Source organism: Roseateles sp. P5_E8 (genome assembly GCF_054177665.1).
Genome location: NZ_JBGCUM010000021.1, coordinates 83017 through 99432 on the forward strand (window position 1 = coordinate 83017; position 16416 = coordinate 99432).

General features: G+C 63.4%; 14 protein-coding genes. 10 read left to right on the forward strand and 4 right to left on the reverse strand.

Annotation, left to right across the window (positions count from 1 at the left end):
* The first annotated feature begins 9 nt into the window (after positions 1 to 9).
* The 8 genes from ACXRVZ_RS14435 to ACXRVZ_RS14470 all read left to right on the forward strand — a co-directional run bounded on the left by ACXRVZ_RS14435 (position 10) and on the right by ACXRVZ_RS14470 (position 7605).
* Positions 10 to 1236, forward strand: coding sequence for a hypothetical protein (locus ACXRVZ_RS14435; RefSeq protein WP_457422371.1), 1227 nt, complete (start codon positions 10 to 12; stop codon positions 1234 to 1236).
* The gene (galE, locus tag ACXRVZ_RS14440) at positions 1236 to 2249 is read left to right on the forward strand and encodes a UDP-glucose 4-epimerase GalE (protein ID WP_457422369.1); all 1014 of its coding nucleotides are present in this window, start codon (positions 1236 to 1238) and stop codon (positions 2247 to 2249) included. The genes ACXRVZ_RS14435 and galE overlap by 1 nt, the downstream gene beginning before the upstream one ends.
* A 12-nt stretch (positions 2250 to 2261) precedes the next feature.
* Positions 2262 to 3704, forward strand: coding sequence for a mannose-1-phosphate guanylyltransferase/mannose-6-phosphate isomerase (locus tag ACXRVZ_RS14445; protein WP_457422367.1), 1443 nt, complete (start codon positions 2262 to 2264; stop codon positions 3702 to 3704).
* Positions 3705 to 3805: 101 nt separating this feature from the next.
* Positions 3806 to 4864 (forward strand): dTDP-glucose 4,6-dehydratase, encoded by a 1059-nt coding sequence (gene rfbB, locus ACXRVZ_RS14450; protein WP_457422365.1) that lies wholly within the window; start codon positions 3806 to 3808, stop codon positions 4862 to 4864.
* Entirely contained in the window at positions 4861 to 5742 is an 882-nt protein-coding gene (rfbD, locus tag ACXRVZ_RS14455; RefSeq protein WP_457422363.1) for a dTDP-4-dehydrorhamnose reductase, read from the forward strand. Before rfbB ends, rfbD begins: the two co-directional genes overlap by 4 nt.
* 19 nt (positions 5743 to 5761) lie before the next feature.
* On the forward strand, positions 5762 to 6649 hold the full coding sequence (gene rfbA / locus ACXRVZ_RS14460) for a glucose-1-phosphate thymidylyltransferase RfbA (RefSeq protein WP_457422361.1): 888 nt from the start codon (positions 5762 to 5764) through the stop codon (positions 6647 to 6649).
* 1 nt (position 6650) lies between these two features.
* Positions 6651 to 7202 carry a dTDP-4-dehydrorhamnose 3,5-epimerase gene (gene rfbC, locus ACXRVZ_RS14465; RefSeq protein ID WP_457422359.1) on the forward strand — a complete coding sequence of 184 codons (552 nt, stop codon included), beginning with the start codon at positions 6651 to 6653 and terminating at the stop codon, positions 7200 to 7202.
* Between the two features lie 7 nt (positions 7203 to 7209).
* Positions 7210 to 7605, forward strand: coding sequence for a hypothetical protein (locus ACXRVZ_RS14470; protein WP_458232514.1), 396 nt, complete (start codon positions 7210 to 7212; stop codon positions 7603 to 7605).
* Between the two features lie 154 nt (positions 7606 to 7759).
* On the opposite strand, the gene ACXRVZ_RS14475 is transcribed toward ACXRVZ_RS14470, so the two are convergent.
* The 3 genes from ACXRVZ_RS14475 to ACXRVZ_RS14485 all read right to left on the reverse strand — a co-directional run bounded on the left by ACXRVZ_RS14475 (position 7760) and on the right by ACXRVZ_RS14485 (position 11337).
* Entirely contained in the window at positions 7760 to 8851 is a 1092-nt protein-coding gene (locus ACXRVZ_RS14475) for a sugar phosphate nucleotidyltransferase (RefSeq protein ID WP_457422357.1), read from the reverse strand.
* Between the two features lie 75 nt (positions 8852 to 8926).
* Positions 8927 to 10261 (reverse strand): UDP-glucose dehydrogenase family protein, encoded by a 1335-nt coding sequence (locus ACXRVZ_RS14480; protein ID WP_457422355.1) that lies wholly within the window; start codon positions 10259 to 10261, stop codon positions 8927 to 8929.
* A 68-nt stretch (positions 10262 to 10329) separates the two neighbouring features.
* Positions 10330 to 11337 carry an NAD-dependent epimerase gene (locus ACXRVZ_RS14485; protein WP_457422353.1) on the reverse strand — a complete coding sequence of 336 codons (1008 nt, stop codon included), beginning with the start codon at positions 11335 to 11337 and terminating at the stop codon, positions 10330 to 10332.
* Between the two features lie 207 nt (positions 11338 to 11544).
* Here ACXRVZ_RS14485 and ACXRVZ_RS14490 point away from each other — a divergent pair, with 207 nt between their 5' ends.
* Both ACXRVZ_RS14490 and ACXRVZ_RS14495 read left to right on the forward strand, forming a co-directional pair.
* Complete coding sequence (locus ACXRVZ_RS14490; RefSeq protein ID WP_457422352.1) at positions 11545 to 12333, forward strand: WecB/TagA/CpsF family glycosyltransferase; 789 nt, start codon at positions 11545 to 11547, stop codon at positions 12331 to 12333.
* Positions 12334 to 12971: 638 nt separating this feature from the next.
* On the forward strand, positions 12972 to 15584 hold the full coding sequence (locus tag ACXRVZ_RS14495) for a right-handed parallel beta-helix repeat-containing protein (RefSeq protein WP_457422350.1): 2613 nt from the start codon (positions 12972 to 12974) through the stop codon (positions 15582 to 15584).
* A gap of 261 nt (positions 15585 to 15845) precedes the next feature.
* Here the strand turns inward: ACXRVZ_RS14495 and ACXRVZ_RS14500 are convergent.
* Positions 15846 to 16416: glycosyltransferase family 4 protein (locus ACXRVZ_RS14500; RefSeq protein ID WP_458232515.1), on the reverse strand; the 571-nt coding region annotated here is incomplete at its 5' end.

A 16416-nucleotide genomic window follows, 5' to 3' on the forward strand; every position in this document is an offset into this window, starting at 1 on the left:
ACCTATCAAATGCCCAGCCGCATCCGGCTTGCCGCTCTTGCCACCTTTGCTGCACTGACGCACTCGGCCCAGGCCCAGACGGATGACACGACACCGTTCTACGCTGGCGGCTCGCTGGGCGTCTCGCACGTGTCCAACGTCTACCGACAGTCCAGCGCGCCTAACAGTGACACGGTCACCAGCGCCGGCCTGCTCGGCGGCATCGACCAGCGCCTGGGTCGCCAGCATCTGACGCTGGACGGGTCGCTGCAGAACAACCGCTATTCGAGCAATCGAGAGCTGAACTACCGTTCGCACAGCCTGCGCGGCGCGTTGAACTGGCAGACGGTGGGCAATCTTTCCGGCGTATTCAGCGCGAAGTCGGATCGCTCACTTGCCGACTTCAATGTCGGCAGCAACGTTCAGCAATTCTTCGAAAAGAATATCGAGAGTAGCAACGAGTACCAGGCCCTCGCTCGCCTGGGTGTTGCCACGCGCTACACACTTGAAGCGGGCTGGCTGCAGCGCAGCAGGAGCTTCACGGCAGAGGCCTACGACAACCTGGTCTTCCGTCAGAACACCGGCTCGCTGGGCATCTATGGGACGCCCGCCGGCAACTTACGGCTGGGCCTCGTGGGTCGGCACACTAAAGGCAATAACCCGCGCTATCGCACTGGCCTCATTGAGATCGATCCCGACACCCTGCTGCCCAAGGAACTCAGGGCTCGCAACGATTACAGCCGGGACGATGTCGATTTGACAGCGCGCTGGACGCTCGGCGGTCATAGCACGTTGAACTCTCGAATCAGCCGTAGCAAGAGCCAAAACAGCCTCGCGCAGTTGCGGGACTTCAGCGGCACCACCGGCTCCATCAACTGGGCCTGGCAGCCAACGGCCAAGCTGCAGTTCAATTCGCTGTATTCCCGCGACACTGGCCAGGAAAGTGCGGTCAGCTCGGGCGACCTGAACCGCGTTTACACCATCTGGCAATTTGGCGGCAGCTATGCCTTGACGAGCAAGATCAGTCTGAGCGCCAAAACGAGCAACAGCAATGCCCGGCGCAGAAGCGATTCTGGCGCCACCGTGCTCGATGCCCTCGACGACACCAAGAGCTACAACCTCGGTCTGCGCTGGGCCTTCTCCCGGGCCTTCAGCCTGAATTGCCAGTACGACCGGATCAACCGCGACAACAGCGTGCCGCAGTACGTCTACAACGCCAGCAGCTATGGCTGTACCGGTCAAGCCATCCTCTACTGATGATCACCGTTCTGCTCACCGGTGCGGCCGGCTATATCGCCTCGCACACATGGCTTGCGCTGCAACGCACCGGTTACCGTGTCGTCGGGGTCGACAACTTCACCAACAGTTCGCCCCGCGTGCTTGAGCGCCTGGCGGAACTCGCACAGTCCCCTATCGAGTTCGAACGTGCCGACGTCTGCGACGCCGCGCAGATGGACGAGATCTTCGACCGCTACCGGCCGGCCGCCGTCGTGCATTTCGCTGCCTACAAGGCGGTGGGCGAATCGGTCAGCCAGCCGCTGGCCTATTACCGCAACAACCTCGGCGGCCTCGTCAACACCTGCGAGGTCATGAAGCGCCACGGTTGCATGCGCATCGTCTTCAGCTCCAGCGCCACCGTCTACGGCGCGCCGGAGAGCCTGCCGCTGCGGGAGGACGCCCCGACCTCGGCCACCAACCCGTATGGCGCCACCAAGCTGATGGGCGAGCAGATCCTGCGTGATCTCGGCGTCGCCGATCCCGGCTGGCAGACCGCCTGCCTGCGCTACTTCAACCCGGTCGGCGCCCACGAGAGCGGCCGCATCGGCGAGGACCCGCGCGGCACGCCCAACAACCTCATGCCCTACGTCGCCCAGGTGGCCGTCGGCCGGCGCGCCAAGCTGTCGGTCTTCGGCAGCGACTACGCCACGCCCGACGGCACCGGCGTGCGCGACTACATCCATGTGACCGACCTGGCCGAAGGTCATGTCGCCGCGCTGCGCCGCCTGCTGGACCAACCCGGCTCGCTGACCGTCAACCTCGGCACCGGCCGTGGCTACAGCGTGATCGAACTGGTGCACGCCTACGAGGCCGCCAGCGGCCGCAGCGTGCCCTATGAAATCGCCCCTCGCCGTGCGGGTGACATCGCCGCCTGCTGGGCCGACCCCACGATGGCCCGCGAGTTGCTTGGCTGGGAGGCGAAGCTGGATCTGGCCCGCATGTGCGAGGACAGCTGGCGCTGGCAGCACACCAATCCCCAAGGTTTCGACTGAACTGAAAGCACCATGGCTTCCAAGACCTCCGTTCTTCCCGTCATCATGGCCGGCGGCTCCGGCACGCGGCTGTGGCCGCTGTCGCGATCCGGCTATCCCAAGCAGTTCCTCGTGCTGTCGGGCAACGAGAGCCTGTTCCAGCTTGCGGCGCGCCGTCTGGCTGCCCTCGCCTCGCCCGAATTCGAACTGGCCGACCCCTGCATCGTCGGCAACGAAGAGCACCGCTTCCTGGTGCTGGACCAACTGCGCGAGACCAAGCAGGAGCCCAGCAGCGTGCTGCTCGAACCGCTGGGCCGCAACACAGCGCCCGCGCTGACGCTGGCTGCGCTGGCTGCACTTGAAGGCGGCAACGACCCGGTGCTCGCCGTGACGCCGGCCGACCAGACGGTCACGAACGGCGCCGCGTTCACCGCAGCGCTGCAAGATGCAGTTCGCATTGCCGCCGAAGGCGCCATCGCCATCCTCGGCATCACGCCCGACCGGCCCGAGACCGGCTATGGCTATATCCGCACCCAGGGCGATGCCGGCGGCCTGGCGGTGGCCCAGTTCGTCGAGAAGCCCGACCTCGAGACCGCCCAGCGCTACCTCGCCGAGGGCGACTACTACTGGAACAGCGGCATGTTCGTGCTGCGCGCCAGCGTCTGGGTCAAGGCGCTGGAGCGCTTCCGCCCCGACATCCTGGAGGCCACTCGCGCCGCCTGGGCCGCTCGCAAGACCGACGCCAAGTTCGTACGCCCCGGCAAGGCCGAATTTGCCCTCGTGCCGAGCGAGTCCGTGGACTACGCCGTCATGGAACGCTGCCCCGGCACCGACATTCCGCTGCGCATGATTGCGCTGGACGCCGGCTGGAACGACCTCGGCGCCTGGGAAGCCGTCTGGCAGGTGTCGGAGAAGGACGAGAGCGGCAACGCTTTCGTCGGCGACGCGATCATTGCAGACAGCCAGAACACCCTGGTGCACGCCACCAGCCGCCTGGTCGGTGTCGTCGGTCTGAAGGACATCGTCGTCGTCGAGACGGCCGACGCTGTGCTGGTCAGCGACCGCGCGCGCAGCCAGGAGGTCAAGCAGATCGTCAACCGTCTGGGCGCCGAGCAGCGCGGCGAGCACGCCCTGCACCGCAAGGTGCACCGCCCCTGGGGCTGGTACGACAGCATCGACAACGGCCCGCGCCACCAGGTCAAGCGCATCATGGTCAAGCCGGGCGCGTCCCTGAGCCTGCAGATGCACCACCACCGTGCCGAGCACTGGATCGTCGTCTGCGGCACGGCCGAGATCGTCAACGGCGACAAGACCATCCTGCTGACCGAGAACCAGTCCACCTACATCCCGCTGGGGCAGACGCACCGCCTGGCCAACCCGGGCAAGGTGCCGCTGGAGATCATCGAAGTGCAGTCCGGCTCATACCTCGGTGAGGATGACATCGTGCGCTTCGAGGACACGTACGGCAGGTCCTGAGCCGGGCTTGCTCCGCAACAGGCCCGGTGATCCGGGCCTGTTGCGTTTCATCGCCTCGCCAGGATGCGCGACACTCTTGCGGCTTAAATCGGAATCGATCAATGACCATCCTTGTGACCGGCGGCGCCGGCTTCATCGGCAGCAATTTCGTGCTCGACTGGCTGCGCCAGTCAGACGAACCGGTCGTCAACCTCGACGTGCTGACCTACGCCGGCAACCCTGAAAACTTCGCCTCCCTGGACGGCGACGCCCGCCACATTTTTGTCAAGGGCGACATCTGCGACGGCGCCCTCGTCGACAGCCTGCTGGCCACGCACCAGCCGCGCGCCCTCGTGCACTTCGCGGCCGAGAGCCACGTCGACCGCTCCATCAGCGGCCCCGGCGCCTTCATGAAGACCAATGTCGACGGCACCTTCACGCTGCTCGAAGCCGCCCGCGCCTACTGGGGCGGGCTGGAGGCCGAGGCCAAGGCGGCTTTTCGCTTCCACCATGTGTCGACCGACGAGGTCTATGGCTCGCTGAAGGCCGACGACCCGCCGTTCGCCGAGACCAACCCCTACGAGCCCAACAGCCCCTACTCGGCCAGCAAGGCCGCCAGCGACCACCTCGTGCGCTCCTGGCACCACACCTATGGCCTGCCGGTCGTCACGACCAACTGCTCGAACAACTACGGGCCGTATCACTTCCCCGAGAAGCTGATCCCGCTGATGATCGTCAACGCGCTCGCGGGCAAGCCCCTGCCCGTCTACGGCGACGGCCAGCAGATCCGCGACTGGCTCTATGTCACCGACCACTGCAGTGGCATCCGCGCCGTGCTGGCCGGCGGCAAGCTCGGTGAGACCTACAACATCGGCGGCTGGAACGAGCAGGCCAACATCGACATCGTCAAGATCGTCTGCGCCCTGCTTGACGAACTGCGGCCTGACCCGGCCGGGCCCTACGCGCGCTTGATCACTTACGTCAAGGACCGCCCCGGCCACGACCGCCGCTACGCCATCGACGCGCGCAAGATCGAGCGCGAACTCGGCTGGCGGCCGGCCGAAACCTTCGAGACCGGCATCCGCAAGACGGTGCAGTGGTATCTGGACCATCCCGAGTGGGTTGCCCGCGTGCAGAGCGGCGCCTACAAGGACTGGGTCTCCAAGCAGTACAACGCATGAAGATTCTTCTACTCGGCAAGGGCGGCCAGGTCGGCTGGGAACTGCAGCGCTCGCTGGCCGTGGCAGGTGAAGTCACTGCACTGGACTTCGACGACGGCGGCGACTTCACCCAGCCCGATCAATTGCTGGCCCGCGTGCAAGCACTGGCACCCCAGGTCATTGTCAATTCAGCAGCCCACACGGCCGTCGACAAGGCCGAAAGCGAGCCCGACCTCGCCCGCCAGATCAACGCCACCACACCCGCTCTGCTGGCCATCGAGGCCAGGCGACTGGGCGCGCTGCTCGTGCACTACTCAACCGACTACGTCTTCGACGGCAGCGGCAGCCATGCCCGCGACGAAGAGGCGCCCATCGCGCCGCTGAGCGTCTACGGCGCCACCAAGGCCGAGGGCGAGGACGCCATCCGCGCCAGCGGCTGCCAACACCTGATCCTGCGTACCAGCTGGGTCTATGCCGCGCGCGGCGGCAACTTCGCCAAGACCATGCTGCGCCTGGCCGCCGAGCGCGAACAGCTCAAGGTCATCGCCGACCAGATCGGCGCGCCCACCGGCGCCGACCTGCTGGCCGACCTGACGGCCCACATGCTGCGCGCCACCCGCGCCAACCCGGCCCTGAGCGGCACCTATCACGCGGTGGCCGGTGGCGAGACGAACTGGCACGACTACGCCCGCTTCGTCATCGAGTTCGCACGCAAGCAAGGCAAGGTCATCAAGGTCGCGCCGGAGCAGATCCTGCCCATCCCGACCAGCGACTACCCCACGCCCGCGCAACGCCCGCTGAACTCGCGCCTGTCCACGGCCAAGCTGCAGCAGCGCTTCGGCCTGCAGCTGCCGCACTGGCAGCAGGGCGTCGAGCGCATGCTGACCGAAATCCTGTAAACGAAACCCGAGGTCTCCGATGACAAACCGTAAAGGCATCATCCTCGCCGGCGGGTCCGGCTCGCGCCTGCACCCCGCCACGCTGGCCGTCAGCAAGCAACTGCTGCCGGTCTACGACAAGCCCATGGTCTATTACCCGCTGAGCACGCTGATGCTCGCGGGCATCCGCGACGTGCTCATCATCAGCACGCCGCAGGACACGCCACGCTTCGAGTCCCTGCTGGGCGACGGCTCGCGCTGGGGCATGAAGATCAGCTACTGCGTGCAGCCCAGCCCGGACGGCTTGGCACAGGCCTTCATCCTTGGCCGCGATTTCGTCGACGGCAAGCCCAGCGCGCTGGTGCTGGGCGACAACATCTTCTACGGCCACGACTTCGCCGGCCTGCTCGACAACGCGACCCAGCGCGACACCGGTGCCAGCGTCTTCGCCTATCACGTCCACGATCCCGAGCGCTATGGCGTCGTCGACTTCGACGCGGCCAAGCGTGCGCTATCCATCGAAGAGAAGCCGACCTCGCCCAAGAGCAACTACGCCGTCACCGGCCTGTACTTCTACGACGAGCAGGTCTGCGACATCGCCGCCAACATCAAGCCCAGCCCGCGCGGCGAGCTGGAGATCACCGACGTCAATGCCGAGTACCTGAAGCGCGGCCAGCTCAATGTCGAGATCATGGGCCGCGGCTATGCGTGGCTGGACACGGGCACGCACGACAGCCTGATGGAAGCCGGCCAGTTCATCGCGACGCTAGAAAAGCGCCAGGGCCTGAAGGTCGCCTGCCCGGAGGAAATCGCCTTCCGCGCCGGCTGGATCGACGCTACCCAGCTCGAAGCCCTGGCCAAGCCGCTCGCCAAGAACGGCTACGGCCAATACCTGCTCAAGCTGCTGACCGACTCCCGCGCTTTCTGAAATGAACGTCATCCCCACCGCCCTGCCCGAAGTCCTGCTTATCGAGCCCAAAGTCTTCGGCGACGCTCGCGGCTTCTTCATGGAGAGCTGGACGGAGTCACGCTTCAATGCGGCCCTCGGCTACGACGTGCATTTCGTGCAGGACAACCACTCCCGTTCCGCGCGCGGCGTGCTGCGCGGCCTGCACTACCAGCTCGACCCGCATGCCCAGGGCAAGCTGGTGCGCTGCACCTCAGGCGCGGTGTTCGACGTCGCCGTGGATATGCGGCGCTCCAGCGCGAACTTCGGCCGCTGGGTCGGCTACGAGCTGACAGCAGAGAACCACCGACAACTGTGGATCCCGCCGGGCTTCGCGCATGGCTTCGTCGTCACCAGCGAAACGGCCGACTTCCTCTACAAGACCAGCGGGCGCTACGCGCCGGAGTGCGAGGGGGCGGTGCGTTGGGATGATCCGGCCATCGCCATCGAGTGGCCATTGGCAGGCATCACGCCTATATTGGCCGTCAAGGACGCGAACGCGCCTTTGCTGACCGACGCCAAACTTTTTGAGTAGCTTATTTATGGCGAAAAGCAACATTCCCGTCGTCAACCGGTTTGCGTCAGGCTTGATGTTCATGATTGTTTGCCAAGCGCAAGCGCAATCTGTCGACATTCAGTGGACTGGAATCGATAGGTTTACCCGTTCAGTAAAGGTTTTGCCATCGCAACCCTATGAATTCTGCAAAACGCTCTCGACCGGCCAGAAACTGCTGTGGTCTTTTGAATCATCCCAACCCCTGAGTTTCACCGTGTATCAGGTCGACGGGAGTAAAAAAACTCCTCGCGCTGCAGCCGCAAATGGCTGGAAGTCTTCCGGGAAAGTTGACGACTCCTCAACCAATCGCATTTGTTGGTCATGGACGAACAGCACGACAAAACCTGTTGAACTAGCGTTCGACGTCAGAGTTGACCGCTGACCTGCGGCAAGTAAAGCTGTCAATCACCGGTCAGTTGATCAGCGCCGCATAAGCCGTGCTGTAGCGCCACCACACGCTGCACGGATAGCCTCCACCATCTACACGTGAGCCAACCCGTTTAGCTGCGCCCCGACGTACCGCTCCGCCGCAGTGGTCAGGCCCGCGCGTCACCCCAGCGCAGCGGTGTGACTTCGTCCCCTACATAGCTGGTGTGGCCGCTGCGATCGACGCAGTATTGCGGCGAGATGATCATCTCGCGCACCGTCATACCTTCGCCGATGCGCGTGTGTTCCATCAGCACCGAGCGCTCCACCACCGAGCCGCAGCGCAGGTGAGAGCCATGACCGATCCAGGTCGGGCCGATGACCTTGGCGCCCGGCTCGATGCGCACGTTAGAGCCGATATAGACGGGCCCCTCAATCTGCACGTTGTCCCAATCCACGGACGTGTTCAGCCCGACCCAGACCTGCGGCTTGACCTCGCGGCCCGGCATGTCCATCTGTGCAACGCCACCGGCCATCACCTGTTGGGTGACGGCCCAGTAGTCCGTGACACGACCGATGTCGATCCAGTTGAACGACCGGTTCTGCGCAAAAAACGGCAGGCCCTTCTCGACCAGCAGAGGGAACAGCTGGCTGCCAATGTCGAACTCGACACCAGACGGAATCAGGTCCAGCACCTCAGGCTCGAAGATGTAGATGCCCGTTGACGCCAGCAGGCTCTTGGCATCGTCGGGCTTGGGCTTTTCTTGGAAGGACGTCACCCGCCCGTCAGCATCCGCCACCACGATGCCGTAGTTCTTGGTCTGCTCGCGCGGCACCTCGAACGTCACGACAGTGGCAATCGCGCCCTTGGCCTTGTGTTCGGCCACCGAGGCGGCAATGTCCAGGTCAATCACCGCATCGCCGCACAGCACGATGAAGGTCTCGTCGAAGAAGCCGCCGAAGTCCTGGATCTTGCGCATCCCGCCGGCCGAGCCAACCGGCTTGCACACCACCTCGCCCTGCTCCCGCACACCTTCGTAGGAGTAGCCAAGCTCGACCCCCCAGCGATTTCCGGCGCCGAAATAGTTTTCGATCTTCCAGTGCATGAACGCCACGTTGACCATGATCTGCCTGACGTCATAACGCGCCAAATGCTCGACCAGGTATTCCATCACTGGCTTGCCCAGGATGGGCACCATCGGCTTGGGCGTGTGCTTCGTCAACGGTCGCACACGCGTACCCTGGCCTGCGGCCAGGATCATTGCTTTTGCCACTTTTACCGCCCTCGTCAGTACAACAACGACCACTGAGCAAGCGGCGCGCCTGCTAGCTGGCTTTTAAAGCGGGGCACCTCGGCCGATGCCGTGATGCTCGATGCCCAGCGTCTTCATCAGCTTCGGGTCGTAAAGGTTGCGGCCATCCATGACTACGGGCGCCTTCAATGAACCCTTGATGACATCGAAGTCCGGTGTGCGGAACTCCTTCCACTCGGTCACGATCAGCAGCGCGTCGGCGCCCTGCAGCGCCGCCTCGGCGCGGTCCACCAAGGTCACGTCGTCCCGCGGGCCGAGCACGCGAGCCGTTTCGGGCATGGACACCGGATCGTAGGCGGCCACCGTCGCGCCACGTTTCGTCAGCTCGTCAATGATGACGAGCGACGGTGCTTCACGCATGTCGTCGGTGTTCGGCTTGAACGCCAGACCCCAGATCGCGAAACGGCGCCCCTTGAGGTCGCCGCCGAAACGCGCAACGACCTTGTCCACCAGCACGTGCTTCTGGCGCTCGTTGGCCTCTTCCACAGCCGTCAGCACCTTCAGGGGGATGCCAGCATCCGCCGCCGCCTTGACGAGCGCCTTCACGTCCTTGGGGAAGCAGGAGCCGCCATAGCCAGCACCGGCATACAGGAACTGGTAGCCAATACGCGGGTCTGAGCCAATGCCGCGGCGCACCAGCTCGATATCTGCTCCCACGCGCTCGGCCAGCAGAGCCAGTTCGTTCATGAAACTGATGCGCGTGGCCAGCATCGCGTTGGCCGCGTACTTCGTGAACTCGGCGCTGCGCACGTCCATGACCACCATGCGGTCCTGCGTGCGGTTGAAAGGCGCATAGAGGGCGCGCATCAGCAGCGTGGCCTGCTCGTCGTCAGAGCCGACGATGATGCGGTCCGGCTTCGAGAAGTCCTCGACCGCAGCGCCCTCTTTCAAAAACTCGGGATTGGAAACGACGGCAAAGGCCATGTCGCCGAGGCCCCGCATGACCAGTTCCTCTTTGATCGCCGCGCGAACCTTGTCCGCCGTACCTACAGGCACCGTGCTCTTGTCGACGATGACCTTGTAGTCCGTCATGCGCTGGCCGATGGAGCGGGCCGCCGCCACGACATATTGCAGGTCCGCCGAGCCATCTTCATCCGGCGGCGTGCCGACACCGATGAAAAGCATCGTGCCATGCTGCACAGCCATGTCGACGTCGGTCGTGAACTGCAGCCGGCCGGCTTCCACGTTGCGGCGCACGACTTCCAGCAGGCCCGGCTCGTGGATGGGAATCTGGCCTTCGTTAAGGATGCGGATCTTCTCGGGATTCACGTCCAGGCAAACCACATGGTTGCCCATCTCGGCCAGGCAGGCGCCAGTGACCAAGCCGACATAGCCGGTACCGATGGCGGTGACTTTCATTCGTTGTCCTCGTTCTTTAAAAGCGGTTCAGGCGTTTGTAACGCAAGCACGTGACATGCCACCGTGTGTCAGACCTTGTAGTAGTCCCGATACCAGGCGACAAACCGCTGGATACCTTCTGGTACTGGCATTGCAGGGCGGAAATCAGTCCAGGCCGCCAGCTCCTCTACGTCCGCGTGCGTTGCCGGCACATCTCCGTCTTGCAACGGCATGAAATTCTTGACCGCCTCGCGGCCTACCGACTGCTCGATGGCTTCAATGAAACTCATCAGCTGGATAGGCGCATGGTTGCCGATGTTGAAGAGGCGGTAGGGGGCGCTGGAGCGCGCCGGGTCCGCCTGATCGGGGTTGTAGCCCGGGTCGGCCGTGGCCGTGCGGTCCAGCACGCGCACCACGCCTTCGGCGATGTCATCGATGTAGGTGAAGTCGCGAATCATCTTGCCGTGGTTGAACACGTTGATGGGCCGCCCTTCGATGATGGCCTTGGTGAACAGGAACAGCGCCATGTCCGGCCGGCCCCAGGGCCCGTAGACCGTGAAGAAGCGCAGGCCCGTCGTCGGCAAGCCAAAAAGGTGCGAGTAGGTGTGCGCCATCAGCTCGTTGGCCTTCTTCGTCGCGGCGTAGAGGCTGATGGGGTGGTCCACGCCGTGATGCTCCGAGAAGGGCATCAGCGTGTTGCCGCCGTAGACGCTGGAACTGGACGCATAGGCCAAGTGCTGCACACCGCTGTGGCGGCAGCCTTCCAGGATGTTCGTGAAACCGACGATGTTGCTGTCGATGTAGGCGTGCGGGTTCTCGATGGAATAGCGCACGCCGGCCTGGGCCGCCAGATGCACCACGCGGTCGAAGCGTTGCTCGGCAAACAGCTTGGCCATGCCTTCGCGGTCGGCCACGTCCATCTTCACAAAGCTGAAGCCTGGCTTGCCCGTCAGCCGCGCTAAACGGTCATGCTTGAGCTGGGGGCTGTAGTAGTCGTTCAGGTTGTCCAGGCCGACTACCTCGTCGCCGCGGGCGAGCAGGATCTGGCTGACATGCATGCCGATGAAGCCGGCGGCGCCGGTGACGAGGATTTTCAATATTTCTCCTAAAAGCTAGGCCACGCGGCATCCGCGCTGGCTCATCGAGCCGCTATTCTCATCGACTTGACCGGTAGCTGAATTCCACGCCACCCCACCTGGGGGACGTTAGTCACCCGCGACACTTCGCTCTGAAATTGTCTTGCAGCTTCGGCAGAGTCCACGTGCTCCCTTCGCCAAGCTCAGCGTTCACATCACGAAATCCTCATGCGCCCTGGCCACGCCCTGCTTTCAGAAACCACGTTGTTCGGCATTCGGGTGAGCGTCGGCTCCATGGCCACCGCCGTGGAGTCCATCATGGCCAAAGCGACGCAGTCCGCCGGTGGGCTTGTCTGCGTGGCCAATGTCGACATGCTGACCCGCGCCAAACGCACGCCCCGCCTGGCGCAATTGATGAGCAACGCGACGGCCGTCGTCACCGACGGCATGCCCCTCGTCTGGGCGCTGCGCACATTGCACCGGCGCCAGGACGCACAGCGGGTCTACGGCCCCGGGCTCGTGCTGGACCTTTGCGAAAGGGCCGCCACCGACGGCGTCAGCGTGTTTTTCTACGGTGGCACGCCTGACGAACTGGCGCAACTGCAAAGCAATCTACGCACTCGCTTCCCTGCCCTGCTCATCGCCGGCGTGATGTCGCCGCCGATGCTGCCTGCCGAGCCGCCACTTGATACGGGCACCGCGCGCCACATCAACGAGTCCGGCGCTGGGCTGGTGTTTGTCGGCCTGGGCTGCCCCAAACAAGAGTTCTGGATGGACACCCATAGAGCCGAGCTCAGGCCTGTGGCTGTCGGCGTTGGGCTGGCGTTCGCACTGATAGCAGGGACCAAGAAGCAGGCACCGAAATGGATGCGTGAAAACGGTCTCGAATGGCTATTCCGTCTGGGCCAGGAGCCTGGACGCCTCTGGAAGCGATATCTGATCGGAAATTCGCTATTTATTTGGTACGCCATTCGAGAACTCATGTCGCCAGTAAGCAAACGTACGAGCGGGGACTAGTTCGCGAACGTTTAAATGCGTTACGAACTCCGCCGCGCAACCGTGCCAGATTTGGCGGCTCCAATTTTTGCGAATCGACAGAATGATGACCGGAGCAGCGCCCCCACTTGCTCCTCACTTTCACAGGGCCACTCCCAATGCAGTACCGCTCCGCACCACGCTCGCCCTTGCAACTCTCGATGCTGACTGGCGCCGTCGTCTCGTCAGTTCTCCTCGCGACCGCTTGTGGCGGCGGCGGCGGCGGCGGGGGACAGCCCCAATCGCAAGCTGCTGTTGCGCCAGTTGACCCAGCCGCCTCCGCTGCCATCAGCAGCGCTTCGGCTGCCTCCGCCGCAGAAGCCGCGGCAAGCGCGGCCTCGGCCCCGATGGCCGCTGCGGCGCAAAACGACGCAGCGTCGGCCGCAGGCGCCAATGCCAATGCCGGCGTTTCCTCGTCTACCACGGGGATTGCCTCTGCAACCGGAAGCACGACGGGTGGGACATCCACTGGCACCTCCTCCTCTGGCGCGCCAACATCAGCCGGGCCGGCAGGCAATCAGAGCGGCACTGTGGTGGCAGGCGGCAGTTCGACAACTGCTACGGCCACCGCGAACGCCAGCATCGCAGCGACGACGACGGCAACTGACGCTATCTCAGCGGTGCTGATCTACGTCGAACCCAATGGCAGCGATTCGGCCACCGGGGGCACCCTGACCGTTGGCAGCGCGGACGGCCCCGTGCTCACGATTGGACGTGCACAGCAGCTGGCCCGGGCCAAGCTGGCCGCCATGCTGGCCGGCTCGGCCGTTCGCCTGCCCGTTCGGGTCCTGATCGGTCCCGGCACTTACCGACTCAGCGCCACACAAGTCTTCAGCTCCGCCGACTCCGGTACGGCGGCAGCACCGGTCAGCTACGAAGCGCGACAAAGTGGCACTGTCACGATCAGCGGTGGCGTCTCCCTCGGCGAGAAGGTTGCTCCCGCAACGGTGACGTCTCTGAGCTTCACCGCGCCCACCGACACCGCCGTGATCGCCGGCGGCGCGCAGCTCTACGTCAACGGTCGACGGGCCATCCTGGCACGACAGCCGAACGCTGGCTCTGCCTGGTTTGTCCAGAAACCCATTGTGCTCGGCACCGATGCCGCCGGCAGCGAAGGCGCCGAGGCGTTTGCACCAGCCGCACCGGATCTGACCTGGCTGGCCAACCTCAGCGCGGCCGACAAGTCCCGGGCCATCGTTGACGTCATGCACTCCTGGACCAGCAGCCGCCACCACATCGGCGCAGTCGGCGCACCGAGTGGCGCTGTTCGCGTGGCCCCCAAGTCGCTCTGGCCTTTCCAGAATTTCGGCGTCTCGCAACGCTACTTTGTAGACAACGTCGTCGCCGCGCTGGACGCCCCCGGCGAGTGGATCTACGAAAGCGGCGTGGTGCGGTACATCCGCCAGGCGGATGAGGCCGGGCAGACCGTTGCGCCGGTGCTTCCCGTGCTCGACAAACTCTTCCTTGTCCAGGGCGAGTCGAACACCAAGCTGATTCAGAACGTCCGCTTCGTCGGCCTCTCGTTTGCACACACGCGCTACCTGACACCGGCGGCTGGTTTCATCGACCACCAGTCGGCAACCGACCTCGGTGCTGCCATCGAAGTCAACAAGGCCCGAGGCATCGTGTTCGACCGCTGCCAGGTCTCGCAAACCGCCGCTTGGGGCCTTTGGCTTCGCGACGGCGTGCGCGATTCCAAAGTCACCAACAGCACCTTCACGGACATGGGCGCGGGCGGCATCCGCGTGGGCCTGACCAGCCAGAGTGCCACCGATTTCTACGCCAGCGGCGTGAATCAAGTCAACGGCAACACGGTCGCCGAAACCGGCAAGCTCTTCCCCGGTGCGGCAGCCATCTGGCTGGGCCAGACCTGGGACAACCAGGTCCAGTGGAACAACGTCTATCGCACGACACACACCGGCATCTCCGTGGGCTGGACTTGGGGCTACGCCGACGCCGGGTCCGGCCGCAACAAGATCAATGGCAACCTGCTCTACAACATCGGGCAAGGCCAGTTGGCTGACCTGGGTGGCATCTACACGCTGGGCAAGTCGCCAGGCACGACGATCACGCAAAACGTGATTCGCGAAGTTCGCCATTACGGCGGCAACGGCGGCGGGGCCTGGGGCCTGTACAACGACCAAGGCAGCAGCAACATCGTCATGCAGACCAACGTCGTGATCGGCACCGACAGCGGCGGCTACTTCCTGCAATACGGCCGTGACAACATGGTGCACAACAACGTGTTCGCTGCCAGCGACGCCCCGGACGTGAACGTCGGCCGCCTGGACGTGGCAACCAACCTGACCGTTCGTGCCAACCTGTTTGTCTCCAACAAGCCCCAGGTGTTTGGCGCACTGGCAACTGCGCCGGAGATCGTCGCCACCATCAATGAAGTCTCCAGCAGCTTGAGCACGACCGTGGACCTCTCCATCTGCGGCGCCGGCTGCACCAAGGGTCAAACGTCGATCACCACGACGTCTGCGCCATTGGCGATCTCCACCAGCTCCAGCATGTGGGCGCCGATCATCAACACGGCACTGGGGGTCAAGAACACGACGAGCGCCTTGTCACTGCTGGCCACGCCAGCGGCGACATTGCCTCCAGTGATTGGCAAGGAACTGCTGCCACCACCGCTAGTGGCAACCGGGCTGGACTGGACGATCGATATTGCCGGAACGGCTGCGGGCGCGCGACCATCGACAGGCTTTGTTTACGTCCTCGGGAACAACAGCAACTCAATGAAGGTGATCGACAAGGCCGACGCTCCTGGCGGCAAATGTCTGGCTTACTACGACAGCTCCACGTTCCAGAACAGCTACGAGCCGATGGCGTTCGCCAAGTTGAACCACACGGCCGGCACCACCACGGTCGAGTTCAGCTTACAGGTCGATGCCGCCACCAGCTTCTGGCACGAGTGGCGCGACGACAGTAGCCCGTACATCGGGGGACCAACGATGTTCATCAGTTCCAAGGGCGTACAAGTTCTCGGCACAACTGTCGCTGCGGTTGACGTAGGGCAGTGGATCAAGTTCAAGGTCACCGCCCCAATGGGTCAACAGAACGCGGTTTGGAAGCTGGAAATGACACGAGCCAACGGTGACAAGGTGACAGTAAATAACCTCGCGATGAAGAATCCGAAATTCAATCGACTCAATTGGCTTGGCTTCATTTCAAACGGCGTGACTACCTCTAGCTCATGCTTGGCTGGTTTGAAGGCGTCTAATCTGTAAGCGCTAGTACCGCTGCCGTCGCCAGAACCTACTGGCATCTACCTCATATCGGGAGCCCAGTGCGACGCACTGCGGCTCCCGCATTCATTTTAGGGCGGCAACGGTCTGGCGCGCCTTCTAGGTCCGACTGGGGCTTAAGGTTGTCGTCAAGTAGCGGTCGGGGGCACGTCGATACGCCGATTGGCGGCACCATCTGGCAGGCATGCTCCAACCACCAAAAAGGTCTACTAAGCTGTCTTCAATAGAGTCACAAAGACTCACTCAACCCGAACGGGTTGCATTAAAAAGCCCATCTGCAAAATTAGCCACCATATTATCAATGGTGTATTTTTCACTACCCAAAAGTGCGGCGCCCCTCATTGCAGCCAAATGCTGCGATGACGAAAACAGCTCAATTACTGCGGCCGCATATTCCTGTGAACTGTCGCCGGTCATAACGCCATTTACATTCTGCTCAAGATAAGCAACCTCCGGCGAATGTCGTGCGCCCTTCGTTGTAACCATTACCAAACCGGCGCAAAACGCATCGACTATATGCAACCCGACCAAACCAGGGTTAAACATCACATCGGCCATCCGAAAATAAAGGGCTTTCTCTCGCCCTGTTTTAACGCCCAGTAAATGCATCCAAGGCCGACTTTTAGCTGCGGCTTTTAGATCCCCTGCCGATGGACCATCTCCAATTACCAGCAGTGAGAACTGCGGGAATCTTTCATGCACCAAATCCCCCGCGGCAATCATGATATCGAGCCTTTTGTCAGGATACAGAGAGCCGCAGAAAAGGGCAACTGGGGCATCCTGTTGGATTTGCAAATCGCGGCGGGCCGAACTT